The sequence below is a fragment of the Amycolatopsis sp. WAC 01416 genome (assembly GCF_003947485.1).
In the GTDB taxonomy this organism is placed as follows: Bacteria; Actinomycetota; Actinomycetes; order Mycobacteriales; family Pseudonocardiaceae; genus Amycolatopsis.
Genome location: NZ_QHHX01000003.1, coordinates 42,531 through 62,722, shown reverse-complemented (window position 1 = coordinate 62,722; position 20,192 = coordinate 42,531). Strand labels below are relative to the sequence as shown.

The following is a 20,192-nucleotide window of genomic DNA, read 5'->3' as shown; positions in this document are numbered from 1 at the left end:
TGTTCGTTCGTGACTCCGCAACTGTCCCTTCACGAAGAGGTCGCCTCCGCCCTCGCCGCCGGTGATCCCGTCGTCGCACTGGAGAGCACCATCCTCTCCCACGGCCTCCCGCCCGGCCGCAACCTCGACGTCGCCCGGCGGCTGGAGAAGGTCGTGCGCGACGGCGGCGCCGTCCCCGCGACCATCGCCGTCCTCGACGGCGTCCCCCTGATCGGTCTCTCGGGTGAGCAGCTGGAACGCGTCTGCGCGCCCGGCGCGGACCTGGACAAGCTGTCGCTGCGCGACATCGGCCCGGCCGTCGGCCTCGGCCGGTCCGGGGCGACGACGGTCGCGAGCACCGCGGCGCTGGCCGCCGCGGCCGGGATCGGCATGTTCGCCACCGGCGTGGTCGGCGGCGTGCACCAGGGCGCGGCGCAGAGCTGGGACGTCTCGGCAGATCTGGGCGTGCTCGCGAAGGTGCCGACCACGGTCGTCTGCTCCGGGGTGAAGTCGGTGCTCGACATCGCCGCGACACTCGAAGTGCTGGAGACCAACTCGGTACCCGTGCTCGGTTACCGCACCGGCGAGTTCCCCGCGTTCTACCTCCGCTCCTCCGGCCACGAGGTGCCGTGGCGGGTCGACGACGCCGCGCAGGCCGCCTCGGTCATCGCCGCGCATCGCGCGCACGCGAATTCCGGTGTGCTGCTGGCGAATCCGATCCCCGAAGCGTCCGAAATGGACAAAGAGCTGCACGACCGGCTGCTCGCCGAGGGGCTGGAGCTGCTGAAGTCGCGAGGCGTGCACGGCAAGGACGTCACACCGGTCCTGCTGGAGCACTTCCACACCGCGAGCGACGGGGTGAGCCTCGACGCGAACGAGGCACTGGTGCTCTCCAACGCGGAACTGGCCACCGAGGTGGCCGTCGCGCTCGCCGGGAACGCGGCATGAGCGGCATCGTCGTCGTCGGAGACGTCGGCCTCGACGTCGTCGCGCGGCACGAAGGTCCGATCCCGCACGGTGGCGACATCCGCGCGAAGGTCCACTTCACCAGCGGCGGCGCGGGCGCGAACACCGCGCTGTGGCTGCGGGCCGAGGACGCGGAGACCACGCTGGTCGCGCGGATCGGCGACGATTCCGGCGGCCGCATGGTGAAGGGCGAACTGGAAGCCGCCGGTGTCCGCTGCGAGTTCGCCGTCGACCCCGAAGAACCGACGTTCTGCGTCGTGGTGCTCGTCGACGGCGCCGGTGAGCGGAGCATGCTCGCCGACCGCGGCGCGAACGCGCGATTCAGCCCTTCCGACATCACGGAGGCGGCGCTCAGCGGCGCGAGCCACCTGCACCTCTCGGGCTACGTCCTGCTGTACCCGTCTTCACGGCCCGCGGCGCTCGCCTCGCTGGCGGCGGCGAAGAAGGCCGGGCTGACGACGTCGGTCGACCCGCAGGCGGCGACGCTGATCACCGACCCGGCGGCCTTCCTCGACGACGTGCGCGGCGTCGACCTGCTGATGCCGAACACCAGCGAACTGGTCGCGTTGACCGGGTCGAGTGATCCCGAGGCGGCGAAGGAACTGCTGGACTACGTCGGCGAGGTCGTGGTCACCGCCGGTCTCGACGGCGCCAGCTGGGTGGACGCGAGCGGCGTCATCACCTCGGTGCCCGCGCAGCCCGCGGAGTGCGTCGACTCGACCGGCGCCGGGGACGCCTTCGACGCGGGCGTGCTGGCGGCGTGGCTGCGCGGCGAGTCCACCGTGGAGGTCCTTCGGGCGGGGACCCGGCTGGGTGCCCGGGCGGTGGCGAAGGTCGGGCCGCAGCCGTAGCCGTAAAACTGAGATGAAAGGCCCCTTCATTGCAAAATTTGCAATGAAGGGGCCTTTCATCTCACGCGACCGGGGGCACGAACCGCGTCAGCCGCCGTCGATGACCCGATGACCGCCGCTCTCGAGGCGCGTCGGTTCGACCTCGTACCGGTTGACCTTCTCGCTCTTGCGCGGCGGCCGGTCGTTGGCCACGAGGACGGCGATCCAGGGCAGCGGGATCGAGATCGCGATGAGGGCCAGCGCGAGCCACCAGGTCTCGTAGAAGATCCCGGCGAGGATCAGGCAGGGGATGCGGAACGACATCATGATGATGTACTTCCGCTTCCGCTTGGCGAGCTGGTCTTCGTAGGACGGGGCGGCTTCGGTGATCAGCACCGGAGCGGGTTCCCTCGGTTCGGGACCGTGGGCGGGCGCGTTCACAGCACCACCTCCGGCTTCCATGCTCCCACTCGCGGGGCTCATCCGACACCCGGGTGGGTGAGCCGATGCAGAGCGGCGACCACGAGCGTCTCGACGCCCGCCGAAAGCGTCGGGTGCGGGATCGGCGCGAAGAGCGGCGAGTGGTTCGACGGGATGTCCTGTTCGAAGCGACCGGCGGTCATCGCGGCGATCACCTTCTCCTCGTCCAGGCCGCCGACCAGCCAGAACACCGACGGTACCCCGGCGGCGCGGCCGAACTCGCTGAAGTCCTCACTGCCGGTGACCAGCGGCGCGGGCATCACCCGGCCCTCGCCGAAGTGGCCACGGAACGCGGCGGTGAGTCCCTCGGTGGCCGCGTCGTCGTTCTCGGTGACCGGGAACGTGCCGATCCGCTCGATCTCCGGCGCTTTCGGCGCGCCCGCGGTGGCCGCCTCGCCCTGGACGATCCGTTCGACCGCCGCGACGACCTTCTCCCGCACGGCCTGGTCGAACGACCGGATGTTGACCTCGAGGACGGCGTGGTCGGCGATGATGTTGTGCGCGGTGCCGACGTGCAGCGAGCCGACGGTCACCACCGCCGACTCGGTCGCCGAGATCTCCCGCGAAACGATGGTTTGCAACTTCAGCACCACGGACGCGGCGAGCACGGCCGGATCCACCGTGGTCTCGGGACGCGAACCGTGCCCGCCCCGGCCGTGCAACGTGATGCGGAGCGCGTCCGTGGCCGCCATGATCACGCCCGGCCTGGTCAGCACCCAGCCCGCCGGACCGGGCACCACGTGCTGGCCGAGTACGACGTCGGGTTCGCCGGCGGGCCCGAAGACCCCGTCGCGGACCATGCCGACGGCGCCGTCCCCGGCCTCCTCCCCCGGCTGGAACACGACCATCAGCGTGCCGGACCAGTGTTCGCGGCCGGACGCCAGCAGCGAGGCGGCCCCGGAGAGCCAGGTGGCGTGCATGTCGTGGCCGCAGGCGTGCATCACCGGGACTTCGCGGCCGTCGGCGTCGATCCCGCGCGCGGTGCTCGCGTACGGCAGGCCGGTCTTCTCCTCGACCGGCAGGGCGTCGATGTCGGCGCGCACCATCACCTTCGGGCCGGGGCCGTTGCGCAGCACCCCCAGGACGCCGGTGCGCCCGATGCCGGTGTGCACCTCGTAACCGTCGGCCTCCAGGCGTCGCGCCAGTTCGGCGGCGGTGCGGGTTTCGGCGAACGACAGCTCCGGATGCCGGTGGAGGTCGATGTACAGGTCTTCCAATCCGGGCAGCGCCGCCTGCAGCGGTGCCAGGACACGTTCGAGGCTCACGACCCAATCCTGGCAGTATTACCCACCGTGAGCACACGAGGCGCCCTCCCCGACCTGTCCGACGACGTCTGCGCGAGGCTGCGGGACGCCGCCCGCCGGACGGGGTACGACACCGACGGCGTGGTCGGCGCCCTCGGCTCCGCGCACGCCGCCCTCGGCCGCGGTGAACCGGAACTCGCCTACCGCGCGACCCGCGACGCGGGTGAGCTCGGCACGCTGATCCGCCTGTTCCTGCTGGGTTCGACCGAGCCGGAGAAGGACGTCGAGGCCGCTTTCGCGCCGCTGTCCCTCGATGACGCGGTCGCCGCGACGCTGCTCATGCCCGTCGCGGACGGCTACCGGGCCGGCCTCGACGTGCGCCCGCACGGCGACGACGAAGGCTCCTGGTGGGTCGTTTCGGATCTCGACGCCGACGTCCTCGGCCAGACCGTGCCCGAGGATCACGTGCTCGGCGTCGGACACGCGTCCCTCAGCCTGATCCGGGCCACCAGCCGACGCGAGGTCGGCAGCCTGCTCGACGTCGGCACGGGCAACGGCGTCCAGGCGCTGCACGCCACCCGTCACGCGAAGAAGGTCACCGCGACCGACGTCTCGGCGCGCGCGCTGGCCCTCGCCGCGGCCACCTTCCGGCTCAACGAACTGGACGTCGAACTCGTGCGCGGCGAATGGTTCGCGCCGGTCGCGCGGCGCCGGTTCGACCAGATCGTCTGCAATCCGCCGTTCGTGGTCGGCCCGCCGCGGGTCGACTACACCTATCGCGATTCCGGTCTCGCCGGTGACGACGCCAGCGCGCTCGTGGTGCGGCAGCTGCCCGGGTTCCTCAACGACGGCGGCACCGGCCAGCTCCTGGCGTCGTGGCTGCACGTGAAGGGCGAGGACTGGGGCGATCGGGTGACCCGCTGGCTGCCCGCCGAGACCGACGCGTGGTTCGTCCAGCGGGACATCGCGGATCCGGGCCTGTACGTCGGCACCTGGTTGCGCGACGCGGGAATCGATCCCCGGTCCCCCGAAGGCCGTGCGAAATCCGGCGCCTGGCTCGACTGGTTCGCCGAGAACGACGTCCAAGGCATCGGTTTCGGCTTCGTCACCCTTCGCCGGGCGGACGGCGCGACACCGACGATCGTGTGCGAGGACCTGCGCCAGGCCTACGACGACCCGCTGGGCGCGGAGGCGGCGAACTGGCTGGATCGGGTGGAATGGCTGCGCACCAACGGCGACTCGCTCCTCGATGTCCGATTCCGCGTCCCGGAAAGCGTCCTTCTGGAGAGTGTCGCCGAGCCGGGCGAGGAGGGCTGGGCCACGACCGTCCAGCGGCTGCACCGCACCGACGGCCCCGGCTGGTCGCACGAAGTCGACGAACTGGCGACGAGGCTGCTCGCCGGCTGCCAGGGCGCATTGCCGTTGGAAGACCTGATCGTGCTGCTGGCGGCCGCACAGGGACTCGAACCGGAGGAACTGGCCGAAGCCGCGCTTCCCGTCGTCCGTGAACTGGTCCGCCACGGCATGCTCCTCCCCGCCTGATGCGGGCGGTGGTGGCGAGGGTCACGGAAGCGAGCGTGACCGTCGGCGACGAGGTGACCGGCGCCATCGACGAGCCGGGTTTGCTGGTGCTGCTGGGAATCCACGTCGACGATGAAATATCGGCCGTGACCAAGGTGGCGACGATGGCCCGCAAACTGCACGAAGCTCGCATACTTCGCGAAGAGGGATCCTGCGCCACCACCGGCGCTCCCCTGCTCGTCGTAAGCCAGTTCACGCTCTACGGCGACACCCGCAAAGGCCGCCGTCCTTCCTGGACGGCGGCCGCCCGGCCCGAGGTCGCGGAACCGCTCGTGACGGCCGTCGTCGACGCCCTGCGCGAACGCGGCGCCCGGGTCGAAACCGGCCGGTTCGGGGCCATGATGGCGGTCCGGAGCGTGAACGACGGTCCGTTCACGCTCCTCATAGAGGTCTAGACCATGTTTGTTTCTCCCCGGCACGGGCATTCTCAGGAAAAGCTCAGGGTTGGTGGAGCAACGCCCCAGGTCAGCCGCCCGTCTCCTCTGTAGCGGCCGGGAACGTTTTCGGACTTCCCGGCGTTGAGCAAAGTGTCCAGCCAAGCTGGGCCGACGAGGAGTAGCGGGTTTTCCACAGGGCCTGCTACGCCGAGGCGGATCCGGCGGACATATCGCAGCACGTTCAGCCCGTGACCGGGGAGGCAGAATGTCAGTCCAGACTCTCGAACGCGAAGCGCGCGGGATTCGCGAGCGCCGTATCCCGGCGCAATCCACCGAGGAGCCGGTGATCGCGGGGGCGTTCACCGACGCAGCAGCAGACCTCGACGCCCAGAGCCCGGCCGCGGACCTCGTCCGCGTGTACCTCAACGGAATCGGCAAGACGGCGCTGCTGTCCGCCGCCGACGAGGTCGAGCTGGCGAAGCGCATCGAGGCCGGAGTGTTCGCCCAGCACATGCTGGACACGGCCGAGAGCCTCACGCCGAAGCGGCGCTCCGAGATGTCCGCTCTCGTGCGTGACGGCCACGTCGCGAAGAACCACCTGCTGGAGGCCAACCTCCGCCTCGTGGTCTCGCTCGCGAAGCGGTACACCGGCCGGGGGATGCCGCTGCTCGACCTGATCCAGGAGGGGAACCTGGGTCTGATCCGCGCGGTGGAGAAGTTCGACTACTCCAAGGGGTTCAAGTTCTCGACCTACGCCACCTGGTGGATCCGCCAGGCCATCACCAGGGGGATGGCCGACCAGGGACGCACCATCCGGCTGCCTGTCCACCTGGTGGAACAGGTGAACAAGCTGGCCCGCATCAAGCGTGACCTGCATCAGCAGCTCGGGCGCGACGCGACGCACGAGGAACTGGCCGCCGAGTCGGGCATCCCTGCGCACAAGATCTCCGACCTGCTCGACCACTCGCGTGACCCGGTGAGCCTCGACATGCCGGTCGGCACCGAGGAGGACGCCCCGCTCGGTGACTTCATCGAGGACTCCGAGGCGACCGACGCCGAGAGCGCCGTGATCTCCGGTCTGCTCCAGGACGACCTGCGCCGCGTGCTCGCGACGCTGGACGACCGCGAGTCCCAGGTGATCCGCCTGCGCTACGGCCTCGACGACGGCCAGCCGCGCACGCTCGACCAGATCGGCAAGCACTTCGGGCTCTCCCGTGAGCGCGTTCGGCAGATCGAGCGAGAGGTCATGTCGAAGCTGCGTCAGGGTGAGCGGGCGGACCGCCTGCGCGCCTACGCTTCGTAACGCCAGAACACCTTTTCGGCGCGGAAAAGCAACACCCATTCGGCAGCGTTGACTTATGACCTGCGTCACGAGACCGTCGAGCAGGTAATAAGTCTTCGCGGTCGGGTGTTCGCGCCCGGATCGCTTTCCCCGGGAGGTCGGGTCCGTCGGGGTGGACCCGGCCTCCCGAACCACTTTGTGGGGCCCGGCGACAAATTGCGGGATGCGAATTGCAGACGGTCCGGTGGGTCGTGAGTGGCGTTTCGTGTTCTAACCCGAATCGCCACTCACGACCCACCGGCGTCGGCGCACACCGGCAGTGGCCTCGGTTACGTCCGCCATGGCCTCGCGGACGCCTTGGCCGGGCTTGGGTACCGTGGGCGGGTTCCCGATGCCGGCAAAGGAGCCCGCGTAGTGGCGCCCACCACGTTCCAGTACACTGAAGTCCTTCCGCTCGCGAAGGACACCCACACCGAGTACCGGCTGCTCGGCACCGAAGGTGTCGAGGTCGTCGAGGCCGCGGGCCGGAAGTTTCTCCAGGTCGAGCCCGAAGCGCTGACCGAACTCGCCAAGACCGCGATCACCGACATCCAGCACCTGTTGCGCTCGTCGCATCTGGCGCAGCTGCGCGCGATCGTCGACGACCCCGAGGCCAGCGGCAACGACCGGTTCGTCGCGATGGACCTGCTGCGCAACGCGGCGATCTCCGCCGGCGGCGTCCTCCCGATGTGCCAGGACACCGGCACGGCGATCGTGATCGGCAAACGCGGCGAAGGCGTGCTCACCGGCGCCGACGACGAGCGCGCGCTGTCGCGAGGCATTTTCGAGGCCTATCAGGAGTTGAATCTGCGCTATTCGCAGATGGCGCCGGTGAATTTCTGGGATGAGCGCAATACGGGCACCAACTTGCCCGCGCAGATCGAGCTGTATCACAAAGATGGACAAGGCGACCCGAGCTACGAATTCCTGTTCATGGCCAAGGGCGGCGGCAGCGCGAACAAGACGTTCCTCTATCAGGAAACGAAAGCGGTCCTGAACCCGAAGCGGCTCGCGAAGTTCCTCGACGAGAAGCTGCGCAGCCTCGGCACCGCGGCCTGCCCGCCGTACCACCTCGCGATCGTCGTCGGCGGCACGTCGGCGGAGTTCAACCTGAAGGTCGCGAAGCTGGCCTCCGCGCGCTATCTCGACGACCTGCCCACCGAGGGTTCCGAGCTGGGCCACGGTTTCCGCGACGTCGACCTCGAACAGCAGGTGCTGGAGATGACACGTCAGTTCGGCATCGGCGCGCAGTTCGGTGGCAAGTACTTCTGCCACGACGTCCGCGTGATCCGCCTGCCGCGCCACGGCGCGTCCTGCCCGGTCGGCGTCGCCGTCTCGTGCTCGGCGGACCGCCAGGCGAAGGCGAAGATCACCGCGGACGGCGTGTTCCTGGAGCAGCTGGAGCGCGACCCGGCCCGCTTCCTGCCGGACGTCACCGAGGACGACCTGTCCGACGAGGTCGTGAACGTCGACCTCAACCGTCCGATGGCCGAGATCCGCGCCCAGCTCTCGCAGCTGCCGGTGAAGACGCGCCTGTCGCTGACCGGCCCGCTCGTCGTCGCCCGCGACATCGCACACGCGAAGATCGCCGAGCGGCTCGACGCGGGCGAAGAGATGCCTCAGTACCTTCGCGACCACCCGGTGTACTACGCGGGCCCGGCGAAGACGCCCGAGGGCTACGCGTCGGGTTCCTTCGGGCCGACCACCGCGGGCCGCATGGACTCCTACGTCGAGCAGTTCCAGGCCGCGGGCGGCTCGCTGGTGATGCTCGCGAAGGGCAACCGGTCCAAGAAGGTGACCGCCGCGTGCAACGAGCACGGCGGGTTCTACCTCGGCTCGATCGGCGGCCCGGCCGCGGGGCTCGCGCAGGACTGCATCAAGAAGGTCGACGTCCTCGAATACGCCGAACTGGGGATGGAAGCGGTCTGGAAGATCGAGGTCGAGGACTTCCCCGCGTTCATCGTCATCGACGACAAGGGCAACGACTTCTTCGAGGCCACGTCGGAACCGGTGCTGCAGATCAGCTTCCGGTGAGATGAAAGGTCCTTTCCTTGCAAATTTCGCAAGGAAAGGACCCTTCATGGCACGCCCGTGAGCGTTACCGCATCTGCTTCAGCACCACGGTCCGCTCCCCCAGCGGCGCCGAAAGCGCCACCGAGATCACCGGATGCCGGATGTCCATGGTGCACATCTGGCCGGTCTGGCCCTTCAGTTCGGTCAGGTTGACAGTGACCCTGGTCCCGTCCTGCTGCGCGGCCTCCGCCGTCGCGTGCCCGCAGCCGCCTTCCTGGCCGCGGACGTTCAGGATGGTCCCGCCGTTGCTGGTGTACACCTCACGCGGGTAGTCCGCGGGCAGCGCAGACGCGTCGAGCTGCTTGTCCGGCAGCTTGGTGCTGCCTTCCGGGACCTCCTGGCGCGGCGCGCCGGGCACACCCGGCTGGCTTCCCGGTTTACTCCCCGGCGCGGGCGCCGGGGACGAAGAAGGCGCGGTCGGTGACGGCGGCACGGTACTCAGGGTGCCGCTGCCGGGTCCGGCCGCGGGTTCCGCTGCCTGGTTCTGCGCCCCGCAAGCGGATACCGCAACGACGATCAGGCCAAGGCCGATGACATTCGTTAAGTACCTCATGTGGCTAGGACGGAACGAGGCCGCCTTGGGGTTGCACATGATCTCAACCCGCTTCCAGGACGACGGTCCGCGGCCCGATCGGTTCGGCGAGTTTCACCGGCAGGACGGCGTAGCGGATGACCTGCGGGCACATCTGCCCCGGGGCGCCGTGGTCGATCTTCACCTTGACCACGACCCGTTGCTTGTTCTGATCGGCGAGGTCCGCCTTCGCCTCGTCGCAGCCGCTCAGTTCGATGTGCACGTTCAAGCCGCCGTTCTCCGCGCTGACCTGCGCGGGAACCTTGGCCTCGACCTGGGTCGGCGGCAGCATCTTGTCCGAGGGCGGCGGGCCGGCGGTCGGGCGTGACATCGGTGGTTTCGCGACCGGCGGGCTCGCCGGGAGCGAGGTGGGCAGATCCGAGGGTGTGGTGACGACCGGTGGGGTGCTCGTGTTCGCCGGTGCTCCGGGGCCGCCCGCGCCGCAGGCCGCCGTCGCGGCGAGCACGAGCCCCGCGCCCAGCGTCTTCGCTGCGTTCTTCATGGTTTCAGGACGGAAACCGGACCACGAAGGGTTGCATCATCGCTGTGTCATTCAACGCTGGGCCGCGCGGCCACGGGCCAGTCCGAGCAGCACCACCCCGGCGAGCGTGACGGCCAGCAGCAGCACCGTGCTCGCCGACGCCAGGAACACCTGGCCCCGGTCCGTGAGCGCGAAAATGCTCGCGGGCAGCGTCCGCCAGTCCGGTGGGTACAGCATCATCGTCGCGCCCAGTTCGCCCATCGACATCGCCAGCGCGAGACTCGCCGAAGCCGAGATCGACGGCAGCAGGACCGGCAGCCGCACCCGCAGCAGCACGCGGACCGGCCCCGCGCCGAGGCTCGCCGCGGCCTGCGCCAGCAGCGGGTCCATCCGCGCGATCGCGGCGGAGACCGTGCTGTAGGAGAACGGCAGCAGGATCATCACGTGCCCCAGCAGCACGATCCAGCGCGTGCCGTTGAAGGCCAACGGCGGACGGCTGAACGCGACCAGTAGCGCCAGCCCCAGCACCACCGACGGTACCGCGATCGGCAGGTGGAACAGGGTGTCGACGGCTTTCCGCAGGTTGGGCGGCGCCGACCGCGACGCGAGCGCGGCCCACGTCCCCAGCAGCACCGAGACCACCGACGCGATGACACCGGTCTGGATGCTCACCGAAAGGCTCGCGAACGTCTCTCCGGACAGCGCCTGCGCGAAATGCGAACCGGTGAGCGTTCCCGGCAGCAGTCCCGTCCAGTTCCCGGCGACCGACGCCAGCACGATCATCAGCAGCGGAGCCAGCACGATCGCGGTGAACAGCACCGCGAACACCGCCCACAGCAGTATCCGGCTACGCCTTGTCCACAGCAGCACGACGGCCTCCCTTCGTCAGTCGCCGGTAAGTTCCGTACAGGGCGAGGGAGAACACGACGTTGACCACCGCGATGACGCACGCCTGCGGGAAGTCGAACGTGACGATCCCCTTGCCGTAGACCAGCATCGGCAGCGTCGTGACGTCCTTGGCGCCGAGGAACAGCACGATGCCGAACTCGTTCATCGCCAGCAGCATGGTCAGGCAGGCGCCGGAAGCCAGTGACGGCAAGGCTTCCGGCAGGATGACCTGGCGCAGCACCCTGCCGGGTTTCGCGCCGAGGCTGGCCGCGACCTCCATCTGCGCCGACGACACTTGACCGAACGCGGCGAGTGCCGGCCGCATCACGAACGGCGTGTAGAAGGTGATCTCCGCCAGCAGGATCCCGAACGGCGAGTACAGGAATCCGCCCGCGCCCAGGATTCCGGCGCTGCCGTAGATGAAGGTGAACGCGAGCGCGATGAGGAACGACGGGAACGCGAGCACGGTGTCCACCAGCCGCGAAAGCGTCCGCGCGCCGGGGAACGGCACGAACGCGATCACCAGTGCCAGGAACGTTCCCAGCACCACGCAGCCCGCCGTGGCGCCGAGTGCGAGCGCGATGGTCTTCCAGGCGGCGTCCCGGAATTCCGCCGAACCCAGGACGTCCAGCCACACCGACAGGCCGAACTCGCCGGTCTTCGACTCCAGTGACTGGAGGACGACCAGCACCAGCGGGTAGCCGAAGAAGCCGAGCAGGACGAGCACCGGTGGCAGCAGAAGCCAGCCACGTCCGGGCTGTTTCTCCTGTCGCCGCGCCGGTGCCGCCGGCGCGGCCAGCGCGAGGCCGGTCATCCGACACCCACCAGCGGGCAACCGTCCGGAATGGACACTCCGACCTTCTCCCCCACGCCCGGCAGCCCCTCGATGTCCGGCACTTCGGCCCGGACCTCGTCCCCGTTGTGGGCGAGTTCGAGGTCGAGCCGGAAGCCCGTGCCACGCCACTGGACACCGCGCAGCACGGCGGGCAGCGCGCCGGGCGCGTCGACCTCGGTGATCCCGACCCGGTGGGGCCGGACGCCGAGCGCGACGGGCTGCCCCGCCCGGATCGTCCCGGACGGGTCGGCGGCGAGTTCACGGCCGCCGAGCCGGACCCTGGTGCCGTCGGCCTGGATCAGCTCCACCGGGATGAGGTTGGACGCGCCGAGGAAACTCGCCGTGAACTCCGTCGAGGGACGCTGGTAGAGCTCTCGGCTCGGCCCGAGTTCGACCAGCTTCGAGTCGCGCATGACGGCGATCCGGTCGGCCAGCGCCAGCGCCTCGCCCTGATCGTGGGTGACGTAGATCAGCGTGGTGTCGGGCAGTTCGGCCCGCAGCCGCAGCAGTTCCGCGACCATGTCCTCGCGCAGGGCGGCGTCCAAAGCGGACAGTGGCTCGTCCAGCAGCAGCACCCGCGGCCGGATGGCCAGTGCCCGCGCGAGCGCGACGCGCTGTTGCTGTCCGCCGGAAAGCTCGCGCGGGTAGCGACGGGCGTACTTGCCCATCCCGACCAGGTCGAGTGCCTCGGCCACCCGGCTCGCCGTCTCGGCGCGGGGTGTTTTCCGTGCTTTGAGACCGAAGGCGACGTTGGCCTCGACGCGCATGTGCGGGAACAGCGCGTAGCTCTGGACGACCACGCCGAGGCCGCGCCGGTGCGGCGGCAGGGCGGTGACGTCCTCACCGTCGAGCAGGACCCGGCCGGTGCTCGGTACGACGAAACCCGCGAGCGCCTTCAACGCCGTCGACTTGCCGGAGCCCGACGGGCCGAGCATCGCCAGCGTCTCCCCTCTCGCCACCGTGAGGTCCAGTGGCGAGAGGGCGGTCGTCTGTCCGAACCGGACGGACACCCCGCGGAATTCGACCGCCGGGGTCATCGGCCCACGGCCTTCTTGTACGCGGCGAGGTCGGCGTCGAGCTTCGCGAGGACGGCGTTCCAGTCGGGCTGCCAGATCTCGACGCCGTCGAGCGTGGCCTTCACCTTGTCCGCCCGCGGGCCGGACGGCGTGACGTCGGTCCGCGACGGGGCGCCGAAGGCGTCGACCGCCTTGCTCTGCACCTCGGGCGAGAGCAGGAAGTCCAGGAACTTCTTGGCGTTCTCGGCGTGCGGCGCGTTGTTCACGAGACCCGCGTAGTACGGGAGCGCGAAGGTGGAGCGCTTGCCCTGCGCGTCGGCCGGGAAGAAGACCTCGAAACCGCCGCTCTTCTCGATCGCGGCGAGGTTCATCTGGACGTCGCCGTTGGCTACCAGGATCTCGGCCTTGGCCACCTTCGGCTGCAACTTGCCGGTGGAGGACGACGGGCCGACGTTGTTGGCTTCGAGCTTCGCGAGGTAGTCGAGCGCGCCCTGGTCGCCGAGGACGTGCTGGAGCTGCAGCAGGACCGCGGTGCCGTCGCCCGCCTCGCCGGGGGTCGAGTACTGGAGCTTGCCCTTGAGCGCGGGCGACAGGAGGTCGTCCCAGGTCTTGGGCGAGGCCTGCGGGTTGCGGATGAAGCTGAGGTAGTTGTTCATGACGGCGAAGTAGCGGCCCTGGCCGTCCTTCTGCCCGGCGGGGACCTGGTCGATCCCGGACGGCGCCGTGCCGGCGAGCAGGCCCTGCGACGCGGCCCGCTGGATGAACGGCGGGAGTGTGACCAGGATGTCGGCCTGGGTGTTGGCCTTCTCCTTCTCCACCCGGGAGGCGACCTCGCCCGATCCGGCGGTCACCGCCTGGACGGTGATCCCGGTCTTGGCCTTGAACTCCTCGAAACGCTGGGCGTACCAGTCTTCGAGACCGTCCACTGTGTACAGCGTGACGGTCTGGTCGCCGGAAGCGCCGCCGGCGGTTCCGCCGCAGGCGGCCAGGGTGAGGGCGAGCAGCCCGGTGAGGGCGGTGGCCGCGAGTTTCTTCATGGCGTCAAAGCTCCTTGGGGGACAGCAGGGCGGGGAGATCGCGGACGGATTCGAGGACGTGGGTGGCGCCGGCGGATTCGAATTCCGGCTTCTTCGCGGATCCGGTGAGCACGCCGGCGACGATCGAGGCGCCGGACCGCAGCCCGGTCTGGACGTCCGAAGCGGTGTCGCCGGCGACGGCGATCCCGCGGACGTCGGTGATTTCGAGCCGCAATGCGGCGGCCAGGACGAGGTCGGGGAACGGGCGGCCGCGCACTCCCTCCCCCGGCGCCAGCACGGCGTCGGCGAGACCGTGCCAGCCCAGCGCGTCCAGGATGGCGTTCTGCGTGGCAGGCGCGAAGCCGGTGGTGAGCGCGACCTTCACGCCTTGGGCGCGCAGCTCCTGGATCGTCTGCTCGGCGCCGGGGATCGGCTCGCAGTGACCGTCGGCGACGAGTTTCTCGTAGGCGTCCTGGAAGGCGGTGTTCGCGCGCTGGGCGCGTTCCTCGTCTCCGTCGAGCAGGGCGCGGAAGACGACGATCTTGGACTGCCCCATCGTTTCGACGACGTAGTCGAGCATTCCAGGGAAGCGACTGTCCTCTTCGGACACCCCGGCGTCGGCGATCGCGGCGGTGAAGGCGCGGATCACCAGGCCGTCGTCGGCGACGGTGGTGCCCGCCATGTCCAGGACGACCAGTTCGGTGTTCACCATGAAAGCTCCTCTGCGGTGTCTTCGGCGATGGCGGGGGAACAGGTCATCCCCCGGCCACCCGGACCGGTGACGAGCCACGCGTTGTCCGCGACGCGGGCGCGGTGCACGATCCGGGAGGTGTCGGTGGTCTGGGCGTAGACACCGGCCCAGCGGCGGGCGATCCGCGGGAGCGGCCGCCCGAGCAGCGCGCCGACGGCCTCGGCCAGGTGGTCGTACGGGTCTTCGGTGGTGTCGAAGGAGAACGGCTCGTCGTATTCGTGGGTGTCGCCGATGGTCAGCGAGCCGTCGAGACGCTGGACCATGAGCAGCTGCATGGCGTTGGCGGCGGCGATCTCGCCCTGCGGCTGGCCCGCGTCGAGGCCGTCGAGTTCGGCACCGCGGTACGCCGGGTAGTAGCGGAAGCTGTCCGCGTCGGCGACCGTGGTGGTGAGGGTCTCCCCGAGCGGCTCGGTCTGCGCCATCTGCAACCGCACCCGGCGAACCGGGGTCTGCCCGGCGAGTTCCTTGACCAGGCCGCCGGTCCAGGCGCCGGTGCACAGCACCACGACGTCGCCTTCGTGGGTTTCGCCCGTGTCGTCGACGACGCCGCGGTCGGTCAGGTCGCGGATCTCGCGGCCGGGCAGCCAGGTGTAGCGGCCGGATTTCGCCAGTTCGGCGCGCAGCGCGGGCTGGGCGACGCGCGGTTCGACGGCGGCGTCGCGATCGCACCAGAGCGCGCCGAGGAAGTCGCCGCGCAGGGCCGGGTTGAGCCCGCGGGTCTCGGCGGCGTCGAGCAGTTTGAAGCCGCGGTCCTCGGTGGTCGCGGCCGCCGCCCGCGCGACGGCGAGTTCGGCCTCCGTGCGGACGACGGTGAGGGAGCCGTTCGGCCGGAAGCCGATCCCTTCGACGCGTTCCCCGATGCGCTCCCACAGCACCCGCGCCCGCGCCGCCGTCTCCAGTTCGGGACCACTGGCACGGCCACCGACCCAGACCAGCCCGAAGTTGCGTACGGACGCGCCCCTGGCCTCGGGTTCACGTTCGATCTGGACGACGTCGTGGCCGCGTTCGACGGCCTGCCAGGCGTGCTGGGTGCCGAGCACTCCGCCGCCGATGATGAGGATTCGCACACCGCAGACGTTCGCCCGCGCGCACCAACGCTCCGTGACCCCAGCCCTAACCCCAGGTGAAGTGCCCCCGAAATGTGGACCAGACCTGTTATCTTTGCGTTACATTACACCGCGAGTAGTCAGCTGCCTGCCGTTCGTTGAAGTTGCAACCACCGCAAGCAGGTGACCACTTGCGGAGGCGGGGTTCACTCCACGCGGCCGAGGCGGGTTTCGAAGGACAACCGGTCACCGCGGAACAGCGACCGGACGCGCTCGAACGGGACGCCGTCGGTCCCCCACGACGTCCGGTGCATCAGCAGCATCGGCAGCGCCGGGTTCGTCCCGATCAACAACGCCTCGCGAGGAGTGGCGAGCACGGTCTCGACCCGCTCCTCGGCGCCGTCGAAGACCACCCCGAGCCGTTCCCGCAAACAGGCGTAGAGGGACTGTGTGGGATCGAACACATCCATCAGCGTCGGGAATCGCTCGGCGGTGAGATAGGTCGATTCCAGCCCGACCCGCTCGTCGTCGGCGAGCAGCACCCGCTCGATGTGGATCACGTCGTCGTCGGGATCGATTTCCAGTTCCGAAGCCAGCGAAGGACCCGCCTCACGACGTTCCAAAGAGATCAGATTCCGGCCGGGCTGAATGCCCTGCCTCCTGAGTCCTTCGGTGTAACTCACCAAAGCGAGCGGCTGGACGAGCTTCGGGCCCGCCACGTACGTGCCGCTGCCTTGTCGCCTGCTCAGCCGTCCTTCGAGGACGAGTTCACCGACGGCCTGGCGGACCGTGGCGCGGGAAACCTCGAAGCGTTCGGACAGTTCCCGTTCCGTGGGAAGTGCCGCTCCTTGCCCCAATTCGGAGATCACGTCGAGCAGTTCGACTTTGACCGCGTAATAGCGTGGAACGCGGCCGTGTTCGGGAATTCCGTCTCGAACAGGGCCGTCGGCAGAAGGATGGACTCTCGGTGAACGTGTTCTCACTGTCCAGATCTTAGGCCGAATTCACCTGCCCTGTACTGACCCGAACGAAGTGTTCATGCCACGCTCACACTCGTGGACGAAAAGGGCACCCTCATCCGGCGGATCGGCCTCCGCGACGCCGTCTTCATCGGACTCGGCTCGATGGTCGGAGCGGGGGTGTTCGTCGCCTTCGCCCCGGCCGCCAAGGCCGCGGGAGCGTGGCTTCCCGCCGGGCTCGCCATCGCCGCCGTGATCGCCTATTGCAACGCGACGTCGTCGGCCCGGCTGGCCGCGCTGTACCCGGCTTCGGGCGGGACCTACGTCTACGGACGCGAACGCCTTGGTGAGTTCTGGGGGTATCTCGCCGGCTGGGGATTCGTGGTCGGCAAGACGGCCAGCTGCGCGGCGATGACACTGACCGTGGTCACCTACGCCGCGCCAGGGCTCGGGCAGCCGTGGCGGAGCGTGTTCGCGGTGGCCGTCGTGGCCGCGCTGACCGGGCTGAACTACCGCGGCGTCCAGCGCTCGGCGTTCGCGACCAGGCTGATGGTGTCCGTCACTTGCACGATCCTGGCGCTCGCGGTGGCCGCGATGCTCTTCGGCGGCACGGTGACGGCGACGACGCCGGGCCCGCTGCCCGCTCCCGGGATCGGTGGCGTGTTCGAGGCCGCCGGCCTGCTGTTCTTCGCGTTCGCCGGCTACGCGCGGATCGCCACGCTGGGCGAAGAGGTCCGCGATCCGGCGCGCACCATCCCCCGCGCCGTGCCGATCGCGCTCGGGCTGGCTTTGGTCATCTACGCCGTTCTCGCCTTCGTCCTGCTGTACCACCTCGGCCCGGATCTGCTCGGCCGGAGCCCGGACCCGATCGCGGAAGGCGTCGAAAGGTCGTCCTGGTCGTGGCTCACGCCCGCGGTCCGGGTGGGCGCCGTGGTCGCCGCGCTGGGCTCCCTCCTCGCGCTCGTCCTGGGTGTCTCGCGGACCACGCTGGCCATGGCGCGCGACGGGCATCTCCCCCGCTACCTGACCGCCGTGCATCCTCGCTTCGGCGTCCCGCACCGGGCCGAGGTGACCGTCGGTGTCGTCGTCGCCCTGCTCGCGAGCACCCTCGACCTCCGCGACGCGATCGGTTTCTCCTCGTTCGCGGTGCTCGCCTACTACGCCGTGACGAACGCCAGCGCGCTGACCCTGCGGCCAGCACGTCGGATCATCCCCATCGCGGGTCTGCTCGGTTGCGCCGTGCTCGCGTTCAGTCTTCCGGCGGTTTCGGTGCTCACCGGTTCAGGAGTACTGGCGTTGGGCGCTCTGGGCTACGCCATTCGTCGGCGACTCGGCTCGAACGTCCGTTAATCACCACCAAAGGCTGAAAGATCCGAAGAAAGTTGGTTGTCCCGGTGTATGTCCACCTGCTGTAGTCAGTTGGCCGCAGTCAGTCTCCCTGCCTCCACTGTGGACAGCCGGAAGGAATGAACCCTTGAACATCAAGCGTCGGTTCAGCCTGCTCAAAAAATCCCTGATCGCCGTCGCGGCGGCCGGAACCCTGGCGGGTCTCGCCACGGCTCCGCAAGCCGTCGCCGCGGAGCCGCCGTCCACCGACGTGGTCGGTGGGACCCGCGCCGCTCAGGGCGAATTCCCTTGGATGGTAAGGCTTTCCATGGGCTGCGGCGGTGCGCTCTACACTCCGCAGATCGTGCTGACGGCCGCGCACTGCGTGTCACGGACCGGGGCCAACACGGGCATCACCGCCACCCTCGGTGTCGTGGACCTGCAGAGCACCGCGGCCAAGAAGGTCAAGTCGACCTACGTGCACCGGTCGCCGACCTACCCCACCTCCACCGGTGGTGACTGGGCCCTGATCAAGCTCGCGAGCCCGGTCAGCGGCATCCCGACGCTGCCGATCAACACCTCGGCGGCCAACAACAGCGGCACGTTCACCGTCGCGGGCTGGGGTGCCGCGACCGAGGGCGGGGCGCAGCAGCGTTACCTGCTCAAGGCCAACGTGCCGTTCGTCTCCGACTCGACCTGCAAGGCGCAGGGCGGCAGCTACGCCGACCTGATCGCCAGCGCCGAGATCTGCGCGGGCAACGTCAACTCCGGCGGCGTCGACACCTGCCAGGGTGACTCGGGCGGCCCGATGTTCCGTCGCGACAGCGCCGGCGCCTGGATCCAGGTCGGCATCACCAGCTGGGGCGAGGGGTGCGCGCGGGCGCACGCTCCCGGCGTCTACACCGAGGTGAGCACCTTCGCGACCGCGATCAAGAACGCGGCCGCCGGTCTCTGATCTCTCGCACGGCATGCCATGAACGGTCCGTTACTTGCAATTTTGCGAGTAACGGACCGTTCATGACGTTCGGGAAGGCCTCCTTACCTACTCTGATGGTAGTGAAGGAGGCTTTCGCTACCGTCGGATGTGATCCCTGGTGACAGTGAGACGACGGTGACCTCGGCGGCCCGGTCGTGAAGTACATGAAGGCCCCCTTCCTTGCGCTAGGCGCAAGGAAGGGGGCCTTCATGTACTTCGGCAAGGCGTGACTCGCGTGCTTGGGGGACGTGACTCGCGTGATCCGGGTCTGAACACGCGAGTACGGTGTCGCGTCACCCAGCCCACCGTCTCACCCCGACACACGACACGCTTGCCTTACCCCTCAATAGCATTCGGGAACACTTCAGCGGGTCTTGTCCAAACGCGACAGTGCCTCTTCGTAGCCCGACACGAGCTCCGCGATCACCTCGGCGACCGGGCGCACCCGGTCCATCCGGCCGACGATCTGCCCGACCGGCATCGAGACCACACTCGGATCGGCGGCGTGGTGGATCCGGTTGTGCGCGTGGGACACCAGCAGGTTCTGCAACGGCATCGGCAGCGGTTCGGGCGCGTCGGGCGCGGCCCACGCCTCGGTCCACCGCGTTTTGAGCAGCCGCGCCGGTTTGCCGGTGTAGATCCGCGTCCGGACGGTGTCGGACGAACCCGCCGCGACCAGCGCGCGTTGCATCGCCTCCGAATCCCCCATGGTCTGGAGGTATTCCTCGGTGGCGAGCCAGAAGGAACCCATCCACACCCCGGACGCGCCCAGCGCGAGCGCAGCCGCGACCTGCCTGCCCGAACCGATCCCGCCGGCGGCGAGCACCGGAACACGATCGCCGACGGCGTCCGCCACCTCGGGCAGCAGGACCATCGAAGCGATCTCGCCGGTGTGCCCGCCCGCCTCGTATCCTTGCGCCACAACGATGTCCACGCCGTTCTCGACGTGCCGGACGGCGTGCTCGGCCTTGCCCGCCAGAGCCGCGACCGGCACGCCCTTCGCGTGACACTGCTCGATGACGTCCACCGGCGGTGACCCCAGCGCGTTGGCGATCAGCCGGATGGGGTGCTTCAGCGCGACCTCGACATGGGCCCGCGCGACCGAATGCAGCCAGCCGAGCACTCCCGCGCGTTCGTCGGTGTCGTCCGGCAGCGGCGGCACCGCGAGGTCACGCAGAGTGCGCTCCACGAAGTCGCGATGCCCCTGAGGGATGTGTTTCGCGAGATCGATCGACGTCCCTTCGGCCGGGATCTTCGCGGGCATGACGATGTCGACGCCGTACGGTTTGCCGCCGGTGTTCTCGTCCATCCAGGACAGGACGGAGTCGAGTTCGGCGGCGTCGTTGAACCGCACGCAGCCCAGCACGCCGAGACCACCCGCCCGGCTGATCGCCGCGGCGACGTGTTCGGACGGGGTGAACCCGACGATCGGCAGCTCGATCCCGAGCCGGTCGCACAGAGACGTCCGCATGTAGC

20 protein-coding genes are annotated in these 20,192 nt (G+C 69.4%); 8 read left to right on the top strand and 12 right to left on the bottom strand.

Going from position 1 to position 20,192, the window contains the following annotated elements:
- Positions 1 to 9 precede the first annotated feature (9 nt).
- Both DL990_RS10180 and DL990_RS10175 read left to right on the top strand, forming a co-directional pair.
- Positions 10 to 927, top strand: coding sequence for a pseudouridine-5'-phosphate glycosidase (locus DL990_RS10180; protein ID WP_125798536.1), 918 nt, complete (start codon positions 10 to 12; stop codon positions 925 to 927).
- Positions 924 to 1,796: a carbohydrate kinase family protein gene (locus tag DL990_RS10175; protein WP_125780209.1), complete on the top strand. Its 873-nt coding sequence runs from the start codon at positions 924 to 926 to the stop codon at positions 1,794 to 1,796. The genes DL990_RS10180 and DL990_RS10175 overlap by 4 nt, the downstream gene beginning before the upstream one ends.
- Positions 1,797 to 1,883: 87 nt before the next feature.
- Here DL990_RS10175 and DL990_RS10170 read toward each other — a convergent pair whose 3' ends face one another.
- Positions 1,884 to 2,237, bottom strand: a complete 354-nt coding sequence (locus DL990_RS10170; protein ID WP_125798883.1) for a DUF3099 domain-containing protein — start codon at positions 2,235 to 2,237, stop codon at positions 1,884 to 1,886.
- Between the two features lie 17 nt (positions 2,238 to 2,254).
- The gene (locus DL990_RS10165) at positions 2,255 to 3,520 is read right to left on the bottom strand and encodes an amidohydrolase (RefSeq protein WP_125798535.1); all 1,266 of its coding nucleotides are present in this window, start codon (positions 3,518 to 3,520) and stop codon (positions 2,255 to 2,257) included.
- 27 nt (positions 3,521 to 3,547) lie between these two features.
- Here DL990_RS10165 and DL990_RS10160 point away from each other — a divergent pair, with 27 nt between their 5' ends.
- The 4 genes from DL990_RS10160 to DL990_RS10145 all read left to right on the top strand — a co-directional run bounded on the left by DL990_RS10160 (position 3,548) and on the right by DL990_RS10145 (position 8,812).
- Positions 3,548 to 5,041, top strand: a complete 1,494-nt coding sequence (locus tag DL990_RS10160) for a methyltransferase (RefSeq protein WP_125798534.1) — start codon at positions 3,548 to 3,550, stop codon at positions 5,039 to 5,041.
- Positions 5,041 to 5,475, top strand: coding sequence for a D-aminoacyl-tRNA deacylase (gene dtd, locus DL990_RS10155; RefSeq protein ID WP_125780200.1), 435 nt, complete (start codon positions 5,041 to 5,043; stop codon positions 5,473 to 5,475). Before DL990_RS10160 ends, dtd begins: the two co-directional genes overlap by 1 nt.
- Positions 5,476 to 5,722: 247 nt before the next feature.
- Entirely contained in the window at positions 5,723 to 6,760 is a 1,038-nt protein-coding gene (locus tag DL990_RS10150; RefSeq protein WP_125780198.1) for a sigma-70 family RNA polymerase sigma factor, read from the top strand.
- A gap of 393 nt (positions 6,761 to 7,153) precedes the next feature.
- Positions 7,154 to 8,812, top strand: a complete 1,659-nt coding sequence (locus DL990_RS10145) for a fumarate hydratase (RefSeq protein ID WP_125798533.1) — start codon at positions 7,154 to 7,156, stop codon at positions 8,810 to 8,812.
- Positions 8,813 to 8,876: 64 nt separating this feature from the next.
- On the opposite strand, the gene DL990_RS10140 is transcribed toward DL990_RS10145, so the two are convergent.
- The 9 genes from DL990_RS10140 to DL990_RS10100 form a co-directional block, all read right to left on the bottom strand.
- The gene (locus DL990_RS10140) at positions 8,877 to 9,284 is read right to left on the bottom strand and encodes a hypothetical protein (RefSeq protein WP_125780194.1); all 408 of its coding nucleotides are present in this window, start codon (positions 9,282 to 9,284) and stop codon (positions 8,877 to 8,879) included.
- Positions 9,285 to 9,447: 163 nt separating this feature from the next.
- Positions 9,448 to 9,924, bottom strand: a complete 477-nt coding sequence (locus DL990_RS10135) for a hypothetical protein (protein ID WP_125780192.1) — start codon at positions 9,922 to 9,924, stop codon at positions 9,448 to 9,450.
- Between the two features lie 51 nt (positions 9,925 to 9,975).
- The gene (locus DL990_RS10130) at positions 9,976 to 10,773 is read right to left on the bottom strand and encodes an ABC transporter permease (RefSeq protein ID WP_125780190.1); all 798 of its coding nucleotides are present in this window, start codon (positions 10,771 to 10,773) and stop codon (positions 9,976 to 9,978) included.
- Positions 10,751 to 11,605: a 2-aminoethylphosphonate ABC transporter permease subunit gene (locus DL990_RS10125; RefSeq protein ID WP_125798532.1), complete on the bottom strand. Its 855-nt coding sequence runs from the start codon at positions 11,603 to 11,605 to the stop codon at positions 10,751 to 10,753. The genes DL990_RS10130 and DL990_RS10125 overlap by 23 nt, the downstream gene beginning before the upstream one ends.
- Complete coding sequence (locus tag DL990_RS10120) at positions 11,602 to 12,663, bottom strand: ABC transporter ATP-binding protein (protein WP_125798531.1); 1,062 nt, start codon at positions 12,661 to 12,663, stop codon at positions 11,602 to 11,604. Before DL990_RS10120 ends, DL990_RS10125 begins: the two co-directional genes overlap by 4 nt.
- On the bottom strand, positions 12,660 to 13,679 hold the full coding sequence (locus tag DL990_RS10115; RefSeq protein ID WP_125798530.1) for a 2-aminoethylphosphonate ABC transporter substrate-binding protein: 1,020 nt from the start codon (positions 13,677 to 13,679) through the stop codon (positions 12,660 to 12,662). The genes DL990_RS10120 and DL990_RS10115 overlap by 4 nt, the downstream gene beginning before the upstream one ends.
- A gap of 4 nt (positions 13,680 to 13,683) precedes the next feature.
- Positions 13,684 to 14,370: a phosphonatase-like hydrolase gene (locus tag DL990_RS10110; protein WP_125798529.1), complete on the bottom strand. Its 687-nt coding sequence runs from the start codon at positions 14,368 to 14,370 to the stop codon at positions 13,684 to 13,686.
- Positions 14,364 to 15,476: a TIGR03364 family FAD-dependent oxidoreductase gene (locus DL990_RS10105; RefSeq protein WP_125798528.1), complete on the bottom strand. Its 1,113-nt coding sequence runs from the start codon at positions 15,474 to 15,476 to the stop codon at positions 14,364 to 14,366. The genes DL990_RS10110 and DL990_RS10105 overlap by 7 nt, the downstream gene beginning before the upstream one ends.
- Positions 15,477 to 15,661: 185 nt before the next feature.
- Positions 15,662 to 16,438, bottom strand: coding sequence for a GntR family transcriptional regulator (locus DL990_RS10100; protein ID WP_125780178.1), 777 nt, complete (start codon positions 16,436 to 16,438; stop codon positions 15,662 to 15,664).
- Between the two features lie 72 nt (positions 16,439 to 16,510).
- On the opposite strand from DL990_RS10100, the gene DL990_RS10095 reads away from it, so the two are divergent.
- Both DL990_RS10095 and DL990_RS10090 read left to right on the top strand, forming a co-directional pair.
- Entirely contained in the window at positions 16,511 to 17,764 is a 1,254-nt protein-coding gene (locus DL990_RS10095; RefSeq protein ID WP_125798527.1) for an APC family permease, read from the top strand.
- Between the two features lie 124 nt (positions 17,765 to 17,888).
- The gene (locus DL990_RS10090) at positions 17,889 to 18,695 is read left to right on the top strand and encodes a trypsin-like serine protease (protein WP_125780175.1); all 807 of its coding nucleotides are present in this window, start codon (positions 17,889 to 17,891) and stop codon (positions 18,693 to 18,695) included.
- 385 nt (positions 18,696 to 19,080) lie between these two features.
- Here DL990_RS10090 and DL990_RS10085 read toward each other — a convergent pair whose 3' ends face one another.
- Positions 19,081 to 20,187, bottom strand: coding sequence for a nitronate monooxygenase family protein (locus DL990_RS10085; protein ID WP_125780173.1), 1,107 nt, complete (start codon positions 20,185 to 20,187; stop codon positions 19,081 to 19,083).
- Between the last annotated feature and the right edge of the window lie 5 nt (positions 20,188 to 20,192).